Origin of the sequence: Streptomyces rimosus subsp. rimosus (genome assembly GCF_000720725.1) — a bacterium.
Lineage (GTDB): Bacteria > Actinomycetota > Actinomycetes > Streptomycetales > Streptomycetaceae > Streptomyces > Streptomyces rimosus_A.
The window spans coordinates 171,222-184,647 of record NZ_JOCQ01000001.1 but is presented as its reverse complement, the minus strand read 5'-3'; the positions used below and the strand labels follow the sequence as shown (position 1 = coordinate 184,647).

The 13,426-nt window shown below is 73.9% G+C and carries 11 protein-coding genes; 4 read left to right on the top strand and 7 right to left on the bottom strand.

Annotation, left to right across the window (positions count from 1 at the left end):
* Position 1 precedes the first annotated feature (1 nt).
* On the top strand, positions 2-1,837 hold the full coding sequence (locus IH45_RS0100815; protein WP_030659759.1) for a non-ribosomal peptide synthetase: 1,836 nt from the start codon (positions 2-4) through the stop codon (positions 1,835-1,837).
* A complete protein-coding gene (locus IH45_RS0100810) occupies positions 1,834-4,809 on the top strand; it encodes a condensation domain-containing protein (protein WP_030659756.1) in 2,976 nt (991 codons plus the stop codon). Before IH45_RS0100815 ends, IH45_RS0100810 begins: the two co-directional genes overlap by 4 nt.
* 162 nt (positions 4,810-4,971) lie before the next feature.
* Here IH45_RS0100810 and IH45_RS0100805 read toward each other — a convergent pair whose 3' ends face one another.
* Entirely contained in the window at positions 4,972-6,423 is a 1,452-nt protein-coding gene (locus IH45_RS0100805; protein WP_030659755.1) for an amidase, read from the bottom strand.
* A gap of 148 nt (positions 6,424-6,571) precedes the next feature.
* On the opposite strand from IH45_RS0100805, the gene IH45_RS0100800 reads away from it, so the two are divergent.
* Positions 6,572-7,198, top strand: a complete 627-nt coding sequence (locus IH45_RS0100800; RefSeq protein WP_032916576.1) for a TetR/AcrR family transcriptional regulator — start codon at positions 6,572-6,574, stop codon at positions 7,196-7,198.
* A 7-nt stretch (positions 7,199-7,205) separates the two neighbouring features.
* Here IH45_RS0100800 and IH45_RS0100795 read toward each other — a convergent pair whose 3' ends face one another.
* The 6 genes from IH45_RS0100795 to IH45_RS0100770 all read right to left on the bottom strand — a co-directional run bounded on the left by IH45_RS0100795 (position 7,206) and on the right by IH45_RS0100770 (position 11,978).
* Positions 7,206-8,042 carry an urease accessory protein UreD gene (locus IH45_RS0100795; protein ID WP_032916575.1) on the bottom strand — a complete coding sequence of 279 codons (837 nt, stop codon included), beginning with the start codon at positions 8,040-8,042 and terminating at the stop codon, positions 7,206-7,208.
* Positions 8,039-8,740 carry an urease accessory protein UreG gene (gene ureG, locus IH45_RS0100790; RefSeq protein ID WP_030659751.1) on the bottom strand — a complete coding sequence of 234 codons (702 nt, stop codon included), beginning with the start codon at positions 8,738-8,740 and terminating at the stop codon, positions 8,039-8,041. Before ureG ends, IH45_RS0100795 begins: the two co-directional genes overlap by 4 nt.
* Before the next feature lie 156 nt (positions 8,741-8,896).
* Positions 8,897-9,571, bottom strand: coding sequence for an urease accessory protein UreF (locus tag IH45_RS0100785; RefSeq protein ID WP_030659749.1), 675 nt, complete (start codon positions 9,569-9,571; stop codon positions 8,897-8,899).
* Between the two features lie 61 nt (positions 9,572-9,632).
* Entirely contained in the window at positions 9,633-11,354 is a 1,722-nt protein-coding gene (locus IH45_RS0100780; protein ID WP_030659744.1) for an urease subunit alpha, read from the bottom strand.
* Positions 11,347-11,658 carry an urease subunit beta gene (locus IH45_RS0100775; protein WP_030659742.1) on the bottom strand — a complete coding sequence of 104 codons (312 nt, stop codon included), beginning with the start codon at positions 11,656-11,658 and terminating at the stop codon, positions 11,347-11,349. Before IH45_RS0100775 ends, IH45_RS0100780 begins: the two co-directional genes overlap by 8 nt.
* A 17-nt stretch (positions 11,659-11,675) precedes the next feature.
* Positions 11,676-11,978: an urease subunit gamma gene (locus tag IH45_RS0100770; protein WP_030659740.1), complete on the bottom strand. Its 303-nt coding sequence runs from the start codon at positions 11,976-11,978 to the stop codon at positions 11,676-11,678.
* A 410-nt stretch (positions 11,979-12,388) separates the two neighbouring features.
* On the opposite strand from IH45_RS0100770, the gene IH45_RS0100765 reads away from it, so the two are divergent.
* The gene (locus tag IH45_RS0100765; RefSeq protein WP_394298648.1) at positions 12,389-13,387 is read left to right on the top strand and encodes a M28 family metallopeptidase; all 999 of its coding nucleotides are present in this window, start codon (positions 12,389-12,391) and stop codon (positions 13,385-13,387) included.
* Positions 13,388-13,426: the final 39 nt, after the last annotated feature.

The window sequence follows — 13,426 nt, the reverse complement described above, 5'->3', positions numbered from 1 at the left end:
GATGACCACCACTGAATCCGGTCTTACCGGCCTCGTATCCCATTACGCCCGCACCACCCCGGATGCCCTCGCCGTGACCGACGGCGAGACCTCGCTGACCTACGCCGGACTGACGGCAGCGGCCCGCGGCTTCGCGCGGGTGCTGCGAGATCGGGGCGTGCGCCCCGGCGACGCCGTCGGCGTCCTGCTGCCGCACTCGGTGCCCACCGTGGTCACCCAGCTCGCCGTCTGGTGGGCGGGCGGGCACTACGTACCGCTCGATCCCGACTATCCCCCGCCGCGTATCGCGACCATGCTGGACACGGCCGGTGCCGTCCTGACGGTCGGCGACAAGGACCTGGTGGAGGCGGCGGGCATCCCCGCGGACCGGGCGCTGCTGCCGCCTGCCGGGACGGAGCAGGCCGGGGACGACGCGCCGGCCGTGGACGCATACGATCCGGACGCCGTCGCGTACGTGATGTTCACCTCCGGCTCGACCGGGCAGCCCAAGGGCGTCGCCGTCACCCACCGGGGCATCGCGCGCCTGGCCCACCGGCCCGAGTACGTGACGGTCACACCGCGCGACCGGGTGCTGTTCCACTCCCCCGTCACCTTCGACGCCTCGGCCTTCGAGGTGTGGGGCGCGCTGGCGAACGGCGCGGCGGTGGCGGTCTCCACCGCCGACCGGCTCTCGCCGGCCGGCCTGGCCCGGGACGCGGAGCGCCTCGGCGCGACCGTCACCGTGCTGACCACGGCGCTCTTCCACCACCTGGCCGCCCGCCGGTCCCCTCTCTTCGGAGTGCTGCGCGGCGTACTGGTGGGCGGCGAAGCGCTGTCCGCGCAGCACGCGCGCTCCGTGCTGCGGGCGCACCCGTGGCTGGAGCTGGTCAACGGTTACGGGCCCACCGAGGCGACCACCTTCGCCACCGCGCACCGCGTCACGGACGCCGACTGCGACGGCCCGCCGCCCATCGGCCGGCCGGTCGCCAGGGCCACCGCGTACGTCATGGACGAGCACGGCGACCCGGTGGCGGCGGGCGTCCGCGGCGAGCTGTGGATCGGCGGGCCGCGGCTGGCGCTCGGTTACGTCGGGCAGCCGGACCGTACGGCGGAACGCTTCGTCGACCACCCGACGGCCGGGCGGCTCTACCACACCGGCGACGTGGTCTCGGAGCGCCCCGACGGCACGCTGGACTTCCACGGCCGGACCGACGACCAGATCAAGGTGCGCGGCTTCCGTATCGAGCCGGGCGAGATCGAGCACGCGCTGCGCGAGCACGCCGGGGTCGCCGACGCGGCCGTGGTCGTGCAGCGGCCGACGCCGGACGACGCGCGGCTGGTGGCCTTCGTCGCGCCGCGGGACGGCGCGGCGCCCGGGTCCGCCGCACTCCGCGCGCACCTGGAGGAGCGGCTGCCCGCGCACCTCGTACCCAACGGGTGGGGGTTCGTGGACGCGCTGCCGATGACGGGTGTGGGGAAGGTGGACCGGCGGGCGCTGGCCGCGCGGCCGGTGGACGGGGATGCCCCCGGGGGGCCCGAGGCCGGGGGCTCCCCGGCCTCTTCCGGCCCGCTCTCCCCTCTCCAGCAGGTCGTCGCCGACCTCTGGAGCCAGGCCCTCGGCCTTCCCGTGGACGATCCCGGAGCGGACTTCATCGCGCTCGGCGGGCACTCGCTGCTCGCGCTGTGCGTCGTGGAGGACCTGCGCGAGGACCTGGGGGTGGAGATGTCGCTCGCCGACTTCTTCGCCGCTCCCACGGTCGCCGCGCAGGCGGCCCACGTCGAACAGGCCTTGCTGAGCCTGCACGAGGGCCCCGGCACGTCCGACACCACCCCGCCCGCCATGGAGGACCCGCGATGACCACCGCTTCGGACACCGCACGCGAGGCGGCGCTGCTGCGGATCGCCCGGCAGCGGCAGGCCGCGAAGCGCGACGGCGCGGCGTGCGAGCCCGCCGCCGGCCCGGCCGCCGGCCCCGCCCCGCTGTCCGCCGCGCAGCGCCGGATGTGGCTGATGGACCGGCTCGGCGGCAGCGGCGCCGCGTATCACGTACCGTTCGCCACCCGGGTGCGCGGGGCGTTCGACCCGCAGGCTCTGGGCCGGGCGCTGACCGCTCTCGTACAGCGGCACGAGGTGCTGCGCACGCGGTACGGGCAGCGCGGCGACGAGCCGTACCAGGAGGTGACGGACGCGGCGCCGGTACCGGTCGAGGTGGTTCCGGCGGACGGTGACGTGGCGGGGCTGCTGCGCGAGGCCGCGGCGCGTCCCTTCGACCTGGCGGACGGCCCGGTGCTGCGCGCCCTCGTCGTACGGCATGCCGCCGAGGACCACACCGTACTACTGACGCTGCATCACATCGCCATCGACGGCGGGTCGTTGGCGGTCGCCGCGCACGAGCTGGGCACGCTGTACGGAGCTGCCGTCGGCGGCGACGAGGCACTGTCTGACGCGCTGCCCGGCCCGGCGCCCCAGTACGCGGACTTCGCCCGCCGCGAGCACGCGGCCACGGACGTGCTGGAGAGCGGGCTGGAGTACTGGCTCAGGCGCCTCGCGGGCGCCCGGCCGGTGCCGCTGCCCGCACCGGCGGCCGGTTCCGGCGCCGCGGCCCGGCGCGGAGAGGCGGCGCTGCTCGCCGAGCCGCTGTCGCCCGCCGTCCTCGAAGGACTGCGGGCGACGGGCCGGGAGCACCGGAGCACCCTGTTCACCGTCGTCCTGGCCGCCGCGTACGCCACCGTGCTGGCGGCGACGGGCTCGGCGGACCTGGTGCTCGGGTGCGCCAGCAGCCACCGCGACCGCGCGGACATGCGCGGCCTGGTCGGCCTGTGCGTCAACACCCTGCCCGTGCGGGTGGACGCGCAGGGCGCCGATGCCTTCGGCGAGCTGCTGGACCGGGTGCGGGACGCGCTGCTGGAGGCGCAGCAGCACCGCGATGTGCCGTTCGACCTGATCGTCGAGCGGCTCGGGGCGGCGGCCCGCGGGGCGGACGGCCACCCGCTGGTGGATGTCACGGCGGACGTACTGCGGGCGCCGGTCGCCCTGGATCTGCCCGGTTTGGTGAGCGAACCGGTCGAGGTCGATCTGGGCACGGCCAAGTTCGGTCTCGGCTTCTACGTGGAGGAGGACCGGAGCGACGGCGGGCCACCGCGCTGCCTGGTGCAGTACGACCGGGCGCGGCTGGACGAGCCGACGGCCCGGCAGCTGCTGCGCGGCTTCGCGGACCTGCTGGCGGCGGTGGCCGCGAACCCGGGCCACCCGCTGGCCCACCCGCAGCCCGGGGCCGGTACTCAAGCGGTCCACCCGGCCGAGCTGTTCCTCGGGGAACGGCCGGAGGTGGCGGAGTCCGTCCTGCTAAAGATCGACGGCGGACGGCCGCTCGCGTACGTCGTGCCGAGTGGTGTGGGCACGCTCGAACCGATGGGCCTGCGGGCCGCGCTGCGTTCGCGGCTGGCGCCGGAGCTGGTACCGGCCGCGGTGACGGTGCTGGACGCGCTGCCGCGTACGGCCGACGGCGCGGTGGACCACGGCCGGCTGCCGGGTGCGCCGGCGGCGGCCACGCCTTCGCGTGCCGGTGCCGAAGGCGGTGCCGACTCCGATACTGGCGCTGGTACCGGCGGAGCACGCGAGCAGGCCGTACTGGAGGCGTTCGCCGAACTGCTGGGCCGACGGCCCGCTCCGGACGCGGACTTCTTCCTGCTCGGCGGGCATTCGCTGCTGGCGGTGCAGCTGGCCGACCGGCTGCGCGAACGGCTGGGCCTGCCGCTGACCGGCCTCGACGTGATGGAGCACCGCAGCCCGCGGGCGATCGCCGCCCTGCTGGACGGACGGGACCGGGAACGCGCGGCGGCGCTGGACGCCGTCCGGACAGCGGCCCGGCCGACGGCTCCGGCGCACGGCGGCTCCCGGCCCGCGGCGGCCCGCACCGGAACGGTCCTGGTCACCGGTGCCACCGGCGGCGTGGGCTCGTTCGTGCTGCGGGAGCTGACGGCGCGCGGCATTCCCGTACGGGCCCTGGCGCGGCCCGAGTCGGCGCACCTCCTGGCGGCCGACGGAATCGAGGTGGCCGAAGGGGACCTGAGCGATCCGGACAGTCTGCGGGCGGCGGCGGCCGACGCGGACGCGGTGATCCATGCCGCCTGCACCTTCACCTCTCCCGAGGTGGACCTCGCGGCGATGCGGGCGGTGCTGGACGGCTGGCGGCGGGGCGCCTTCGTCTTCGTCAGCAGCGTGGACGCGTATGGGCAGCCGCCGGTCACCGACGTGACGGAGGAGACCCCGCCGGCGGGCCCGTTCACCGCGTACGGGCGGGCCAAGCTCGACTGCGAGCGGATGCTGCTGGAAGCTGCCGGGAGCGGCGGGCGGGGCGGGGCCACCGTCGCGCGGGTGCCGATCGTGTGGGGGCCGCACGCCCGGCTGCGCGACCAGCTGCGCTGGGGTTCGACCGGGCAGTTCTTCCAGGCGGCGCGCGGCGGTGAGCCGATCGAACTGCCCGCGCGGGAGCGCGGCTGGTACGGCGCGCCCTGGGTGCACGGTGCGGCGCTGGCCCGCGCGCTGGTCAGCTGCGTGGAACGGCCGTCCGGCGGTGTCGTGAACACGGTCGGCGGCCACGTCGACTGGCGGGACTTCGCCGCCGAGCTGATCCGGCTGCTCGGCAGCTCCAGCGAGATCCACGCCACGCACGCGGGCCCCGCGAGCGATCAGCACCAGGCGTCCGGACCGGACTTCCTCCTGCACCACCGCCGCCGCTACCGCCCCGCCCCCGCGCTCGCCGCCGAACTGGCGGGGCGTCCGGGCGAGGACTGGCGGTCGGTACTGGCGGCGATGCTGGAGGACTGACGGGCGAGGGTCGGCGGGCGATTCCGGATTTCCGTGAATTGCCCGCCACTGGACGGCACCGATTCCACCCGACAGCCGTCTTGCTGTACGCGGCGCCGCTCTTTCCCCCAGGAGCGGCGCCGTCTCGCGTTCGGGGGCGCCGCCCGACGCGGGACGGGGCACTCAGTGTCCGGGGCGGTCCCCTGCCCACACCGCGGGGGTCCGGCCCGACCACGGACTTGCCTGTTCAAGCTGTCCGGCGAGGCGGAAGAGCCGGCCTTCGAGCCCGTAACCGGCGGCGAACTGCATGCCCACCGGGAGCCCCGTCCCGGCGTCGGCCGTCACCGGTACGGACATGGCAGGGGTTCCCGCCACATTGAACGCCGCGGTGAACGGCGAGATGTCGAAGAGGCGGCGGAGCCAGCCCAGGCCGTCCAGGGCTTCGACGCCTTCGGCATGGGTGCCCAGGGGCACGGGCAGCTCCGGCAGGGTCGGGGTGAGCAGCACGTCGTAGGCGTCGAAGGAGCGTGCCAGGCTGCGGGCGACCCGGTTGCGCATCGCGAGGGCGGTGACGAACTGCGCGCCGCTGACCCGCTGCCCGTAGTGGTAGCCGGCGAGGATGGGCGGTTCGAGGGTCGAGGAGTCGATGGGCCGGCCGAAGGCGGCGGCCAGTTCGTCGATGGAGGCCGCGAGGTTCACCGTCCACTGGTGTGCGCTGGACAGCAGGAACTCCTCCCAGTCGACCCCGAGTTCGACCTCGGCCTCCTCCACCTGGTGGCCGAGGGATGCCAGCAGCCGCACGGTGCGGGAGAGCGCGTCGGCCACCGGTGCGGTGGTGCGGTGCCCGCCCCACGCCTGGGCGAGGACACCGATGCGCAGCGAGCCGGGGTGGCGGGTGACTTCCTCCGCGTAGGGCCGGGACGGCTCCGGGGCGACGTAGGGGTCGCCCGCTTCCGGGCCGCTGATCAGGTCGAGCAGCACCGCACTGTCGCGTACGGTGCGGCTGATGCTGCCCTGTACGGCCAGGCCGTTGAAGACCTCGTCGAAGGCGGGCCCTGCGGAGACCCGGCCGCGGGTGGGCTTGAGCCCGAAGAGGCCGTTGTAGGCGGCGGGTATGCGGATCGATCCGGCGGCGTCGGTGGCGTGGGCGATCGGTACGACCCCTGCGGCGACCGCCGCGCCCGCGCCCCCGCTGGATCCGCCCGCGCTGCGCGTGAGGTCCCACGGGTTGCGGGTCGCGCCGTACAGCACCGGTTCCGTCGTGTTGCTGTACGCCATCTCCGGTGTCGCGGTACGCCCGAACGTCACCAGGCCGGCGCGGCGGAAGCGCCGCATCAGAAAAGAGTCGGCGCTGGCGACATTGCCTGCCGCGAGGCGGCTGCCCAGCTCCGTGCGCCGCCCGGCCATGGTGACCCCGATGTCCTTGAGCAGGAAAGGCACCCCGGCCAGCGGGGCGCTGCCGGGGGCGGGCCGGTCGTCGGCCGGCCAGGTCTCCACGACGGCGTTGATCCGCGGATCGACCGCCTGCACGGCCTCACGTGCGGCTGCCTCCACTTCGGCCGGGGCCACCTCTCCCCCGGCCACCAGCTCCGCCAGCCCGACCGCGTCGAAGCCCACGTATTCGGAAACCTTCACTGTCACTCCCGGCAAGACGAACGATACCGATGAGTCTCTAACGATACCGATCGGTATCGCAAGGGACGGACTGGTACCGTAACAGCGGAAGAGAGGCCCCACAACGGACCACCCTCGGACCGGATACGGACGTCACGGAGCGGAAGTCATGGCATCGACCGTCAGCAGGCCGGGCAGGGTGGCGAAGCTGCCGCCCCGCGAGCGCATCCTCGACGCGGCGGAAGAGCTCTTCCAGAGCGAGGGCATCCAGCGGGTGGGCGTCCAGGCGATCGCCGAGCGGGCCGGGACCACCAAAATGGCGATCTACCGGCACTTCGAGACCAAGGACGCGCTGGTCGCCGAGTGGCTGCGGATCGTCGCCGCCGACTATCAGGCGGCCTTCGACCGGGCCGAGGCCGAACACCCCGACCGGCCGCGGGAGCAGATCCTGGCGCTGGCCCGCTTCATCGCCGAGGGGCTGCCGGCGATCTCGTACCGGGGCTGCCCGTTCATCAACTCCCTCGCCGAACTGCCCGACCGCTCCCACCCCGCGCGCCAGGTGATCGAGGAGCACAAGGCCCGCCAGACCCGCAGGCTGGTCGGCATGTGCGCCGGGGCCGGACTGCCCGACCCCGGACAGACCGCGGCCGAGATCACGTTCGTCCTCGAAGGCGCGCAGGTCAGCACACAGAACGGCAGTATCGATCAGGCCGGGGACCGGCTGATGCGCATCATCGAGGGGATCGTGGACCGGCACCGCCCCGCCCGGAACGCGTCCCGGGCGGCCGGCGACTGACCGCCCCTTACTCCGGGACGGCCCCCGCCTCCAGCAGGCGCCGCACCCGGAGCGCGTCCGGGGCGACGGCGGTGGTCAGCGCGGCGGGCCCGGCGAGCGGGGCGCGCACACCCTGGCCCTCGCCCGGCCCCGATCCCAGCACCCGGACTTGGGCGGGCTGGTCCTCGAACTCCGGGTCCACGATGAGCAGTTGGCCGACGGCGCGGTGGCCGCCGAGCACCGCGCCGGTGTCCCAGCCCGGGGCGCCCGGCCCGTACGCCGTGTCCTGGTCGAGCAGCGTGCGCCCGGCGCGGTGGACTGTGAGGCGGCTGCGCAGCCGCCCCGGCCGCTCGCCGCTGCGCCCCAGCACCTGCTCCTCGCGCAGGACCAGGCGCGCGGTGGGCGCGAGACGGACGGTCGTCGTCATCCGCAGATCGCTGCCCTCGGCGGAGATGAGCGGTTCGGGGAGCCATTCCAGCCGGGCGCCCTCGCCCACGGTCAGCTCCACGTCGTACGTGGCGTGCCCGGGGACACGCCCCGGCAGCGCGACGGTCGCCGCGGCCGCCGTGACGCGCAGGCCTGCGCCGTCCTCGGCGATCACCTCGATGCGCAGCCGGTCGCCGCCGAGCGGCGCGCTCATGGCACCGACGACGCATACCCCGGCCTGCGTTCCGTACGAGCGGACGCGGCGCAGCGCGATCGGGCCCTCGCCGTCCAGGACGGGCAGGCCGGTCATGCCGTTCGCGTCGGCCCGTGCGGTGATACGGGCCGTGGCGCGCAGACCGTGCGGCACCGGGCCGCCACCGGGCGTCGGCAGCGGTCCGGGGGCCGGAGGCCGGACCCGTTCGGGAGGCGCGAGGGTCATGCGGGGCCCGCGGTCCAGTCGGCGAGGCGCTCGCGTACCCAGTCCGAGACCGGCCGTACGCCGTGCTCGGCCTTGAGGGAGGTGAAGACGACGGGCAGGTCGCCGCGCTGCGCCTTGGCGTCGCGAGCCATGCCCTCCAGGTCGACGCCGACGTACGGAGCCAGATCGGTCTTGTTGATCACGAGGAGGTCGGCAGTGGTGACGCCGGGGCCGCCCTTGCGCGGGATGTCGTCGCCGCCCGCCACGTCGATGACGAAGATCTGGGCATCGACCAGGCCCTTGGAGAAGGTGGCGGTGAGGTTGTCGCCGCCGGATTCCACCAGGATCAGATCGAGCGGGCCGACCGCGTCCTCCAGATCCTCCACGGCTTCGAGGTTGGCGGAGATGTCGTCGCGGATGGCGGTGTGCGGGCACGCGCCGGTCTCCACCGCCGCGATGCGCTCGGGCGGCAGCACCGCCTCGCGCAGCAGGAACTCGGCGTCCTCGCGGGTGTAGATGTCGTTGGTCACCACCGCCAGGGACAGCTCGTCGCGCAGCGCCCGGCACAGGGCCGCGACGGTGGCGGTCTTGCCCGTGCCGACCGGCCCGCCCAGCCCGATGCGCAGCGCGCGGCGGGTGCCGTCGGCGCGCTTCGGGTCGGCGGCGCTGTAGGTGTGCCGGTGGGGGAAGCGTTCGTCGAGGTCGTGATCGAGATGCATGACTGCTCCGTGGTCGTGTCGGGGGCTGGGTGGGGGGAAACGGCGCCGTTCGGAATGCGAGTGCGGGCGGCGGGCGCGTGGGGCGGAAGGCGGACGCGGGCGGCGGACGCGCCGGGTGGCCGGGTACGGCCCGTAAGGCGGGGCGGGGGCCGGTGCTCACGACGCGAACAGCCGTACCGGCCAGGCCGCGTGCTGCTCGGCGGTGATGTCCAGCAGCGGCGCGGACGCCGCGGGCAGCGCGCCGGTCCCCTCCAGCGGGACGCGCCGCGCCGCTTCCACGGCCTGCCCGGCGACCTGGTCGAGCGGCGCGGCCAAGCGGGCCAGCACGGCAGTCGCGTCGAAGGGGTCCAGGCTGAGCAGCCGTACGGCGGCGGTGGCCGGGCCGCTGATGTTCTCGTACGCGGCCGCACAGGCGGCGTCCAGCGGCGCGAGCCCCGCCGACCTGGCCGCCAGGCCCAGGACGACGGGCTGGTGGACGCCGCGCGGCCGGGCCGCGGCCAGCGCGTCCAGCTCGGCCGAGGGCCAGGTGGCGCGGGCGGCGCGCATCATCTGCCGCCCGAGCCGGCGCGCCGTGAGCCGCAGTGCGGGCACCGGCGTACGGGCGTCGGCGGCCTCGTCCAGTGCCAGCGGATCGCACCCGGCCGCCGCGGCCGCGGCCAGGGCGGCCGCGACCAGGCCCGCGGTGTGCAGCCGCCCCCGGCAGAACTCCTCCAGACTCGCCGCGTCCCGGATTCGGCCCGCCTTCACGGCCGCCTCGGCGCCGCCGGAGTGGGCGTGCCCGCCCGCCGGGAACCGGCCGTCCGCCAGGACGAGCAGTGCCGCCCGGCTCATCGCCGCACCTCCTTCTTCGGCCTTGTGCACCTCTTCGGCCTCTCGCACATCGACCGTCCGCTCAGAAGAGGAAGTACCGCTGCGCCATGGGCAGTTCGGCGGCAGGTGCGGGCTCGACCACGTCGCCGTCGATGGTCACCGTGAAGGTGTCGGGATCGACGTGGACCCGCGGCAGCGCGTCGTTGTTGCGCATGTCCGCCTTGGTCACGCCGCGGGTGCTGCGGATGGCCCGGAAGGGCTTGGTGAGCCCGAGGCAGTCCGGCAGCCCGTCCTCGACGGCCTGCTGGGAGACGAAGTTGACCGAGTTGCGGCCCGGCGCCTGCCCGATGGCGCCGAACATCGGGCGGGGCAGCACGGGCTGCGGCGTGGGGATGGAGGCGTTGGCGTCGCCCATCTGCGCGTACGCGATCTGCCCGCCCTTGATGACGAGCTGCGGCTTGACGCCGAAGAACGCCGGGTCCCACAGCACCAGGTCGGCCAGCTTCCCTTCCTCCACCGAGCCGACCTCGTCGTCGATGCCCTGCGCGATGGCGGGGTTGATGGTGTATTTGGCGACGTAGCGACGGGCGCGCTCGTTGTCCGCGAGCAGGTCGCCGGGCAGCGCGCCGCGCCGCTTCTTCATCACGTGCGCGGTCTGCCACGTACGCAGCACCACCTCGCCGATGCGGCCCATGGCCTGGGCGTCCGAGGACATGATCGAGATGGCGCCGAGGTCGTGCAGGATGTCCTCGGCCGCGATGGTGGAGGGCCGGATGCGGGACTCGGCGAAGGCGAGATCTTCCGGCACGGCGGGGTTGAGATGGTGGCAGACCATCAGCATGTCGAGGTGTTCCTCGACGGTGTTGACGGTGTGCGGGCGCGTCGGGTTGGTCGAGGCGGGCAGCACATTCGGCTCGGACACCATGGCGATCATGTCGGGCGCGTGGCCGCCGCCGGCGCCCTCGACGTGGTATGCGTGGATGCCGCGGCCCGCGATGGCGGCCAGGGTGTCCTGGAGGAAGCCCGCCTCGTTCAGCGTGTCGGTGTGGATGGCCAGTTGCGCGCCGCTCTCCTCGCAGACGCGCAGGCACGCGTCGAGCACGGCGGGGGTGGCGCCCCAGTCCTCGTGGATCTTGAAGCCGAGAACGCCCGCGCGCAGCTGGTCGCGCATCGAGGCGGCGGACATGGTGTTGCCCTTGCCCAGCAGGCCCACGTTGACGGGCAGCCCGTCCATCGAGGCGAACATCCGGGACACGTGCCAGGCGCCGGGCGTGATGGTGGTGGCCTTGCTGCCCTCGGCCGGGCCCGTACCGCCGCCGACCAGGGTGGTCACGCCGGAGGCCAGCGCCTCGTCCACCTGCTGGGGGCAGATGAAGTGCACATGGGTGTCGATGGCGCCGGCGGTGAGGATCTTGCCGTTGCCCGCGATGATCTCGGTCTCCGGACCGATCACCAGGTCGGGGTGGACGCCGTCCATGGTGTCGGGATTGCCGGCCTTGCCGATCGCGGCGATCCGCCCGTCCCGGATACCGACGTCGGCCTTGACGACGCCCCAGTGGTCCAGAACGACCGCGCCGGTGATGACGGTGTCCGGCGCGCCCTCGGCACGGGTGGCGCGGGACTGGCCCATCGATTCGCGGATCACCTTGCCGCCGCCGAAGACCGCCTCGTCACCGGCGTGGCCCGGGCCGCCCGCCCGGTCCTCGGTGATCTCCACGAGGAGGTCGGTGTCGGCCAGCCGTACCCGGTCGCCCACCGTCGGGCCGTACAGATCGTTGTAGGCGGCGCGGGAGAGATCAGCCATCGAGGGAGCCTCCGGTCTCGCCGCGCAGGCCCGCGACGATCCGCTTGCCCGCCACGGGGACGAGTTCGACCTCGGTGGGGATGCCGGGCTCGAAGCGCACGGCGGAGCCGGCGGGGACGTTCAGGCGCTTGCCGTGCGCGGCCGCACGGTCGAAGTCGAGGCCGGGGTTGGCCTCGGCGAAGTGGTAGTGGGAGCCGACCTGGACGGGGCGGTCGGCGACGTTCAGGACGGTCAGGCGGGTGACGGGGAGCCCGGGGTTCAGGCGGACCGGTGTGTCGGCGTGCAGGATCTGGCCGGGGATCATGGTCGGCTCTCCCCCGGTCAGTTGATGGGTTCGTGGACGGTGACCAGCTTGGTGCCGTCCGGGAAGGTGGCTTCCACCTGCACGTCGTGGATCATCTCGGGCACGCCCTCCATGACGTCGTCACGGGTGAGGACCTTGCGCCCGGTCGACATCAGCTCGGCGACCGTACGGCCGTCCCGGGCCCCTTCGAGGATGTGCGAGGTCAGCAGCGCGACGGCCTCCGGGTGGTTGAGCCGCACCCCGCGCGCGCGGCGCTTTTCGGCCACGTCCGCCGCCACATGAATCATGAGGCGTTCCTGTTCATGCGGGGTCAGTTGCATACCTTCACCTCACAGTCTCCGCCCGGGCGCATAAGCCCAGGTCACGGGTGTCAATACACCCGCAAAGCAGATGTATCACACACTAATTAAAGGCGGAGCAAACTGCTCGCCAGCTCCGCTCCATCAATCACCCGGTGTCCGCAGGTTAGTTCGGCGCGATTTCGACGGCGTTAACTCGGCGGTGCGGGCGCGGAACTTCACCGGCCGGGCCGCGGCGCCGCATCCGGACGGCCCGTGGCGCCGCTTCCGCCCGATGTGTCTGCTGTGCGGACACCGGAGTCCGGTATCCGCTCTTGACGCGGTACGGATCACCCGTGATTCTCATGCGCACGTCAAGCGTGCAAGCGCTTCGGCGCCCCCACAGCGTCACCCCACGGCGCACCCCCCACATCAGCATCGGAGCCACCACCGTGAACAGCGCGCCCCCCACGCCCGCCACTCCCCACACCTCCCACCGGTCCCCTTCCTCCCGAATACGCCGCACCGCCCTGGCCGCCGGCGCCTGCACCGCCCTGGCCGCCGCCCTCCTGGGACCGGTCGCCGGGGCACAGGCCACCGCCTCCGCCGCACCCGCCGCGCCGGACATCCCCGTCGCCGGCGTCAAGGCCCATCTCGAAAAGCTGCAGGCCGTCGCGGACGCCCACGGCGGCAACCGCGCCCACGGCACGACGGGGTACCAGGCCTCCGTCGACTACATCAAGGAGAAGCTGGACGCGGCCGGTTTCACCACGACCGTCCAGGAGTTCACCCGCAACGGCAGGACGGGCCGCAACCTCATCGCCGACTGGCCCGGCGGCGGCGCGGACCGGACCGTGATGACCGGCGCCCACCTCGACTCGGTGACCGAAGGCCCCGGCATCAACGACAACGGATCCGCCGCCGCGGGCATCCTGGAGGTCGCGCTCGCCGTCTCCCGCACCCACCTGGAGCCCGCGAAGCACCTGCGGTTCGCCTGGTGGGGCGCCGAGGAGTACGGCATGGTCGGATCCCGGCACTACGTGGACCAGCTGTCCGCGGCGGACCGCGGGAAGATCGACGCGTACCTGAACTTCGACATGATCGGCTCGCCCAACCCGGGCTACTTCGTCTACGACGACGACGCGCGCCTGGAGAAGGTCTTCAAGGACCACTTCGCGGCGAAGAACATCGCCACCGAGGTCGAGACGGAGGGCGACGGGCGCTCGGACCACGCGCCGTTCAAGGACGCCGGCGTGCCGGTGGGCGGCCTGTTCTCCGGCGCGGACTACATCAAGACCGCCGAGCAGGCGAAGAAGTGGGGCGGCACGGCGGGCAAGGCGTTCGACGCCTGCTACCACGCGTCCTGCGACACCGTGAAGAACATCGACGACACGGCGCTGGGCAACCACACCGCCGCGATCGCCGACGCGGTGTGGAAGCTCGCTTCCTGACACCGCCCCATCCGGGCACGGCGCGTCCGGGCACGGCGC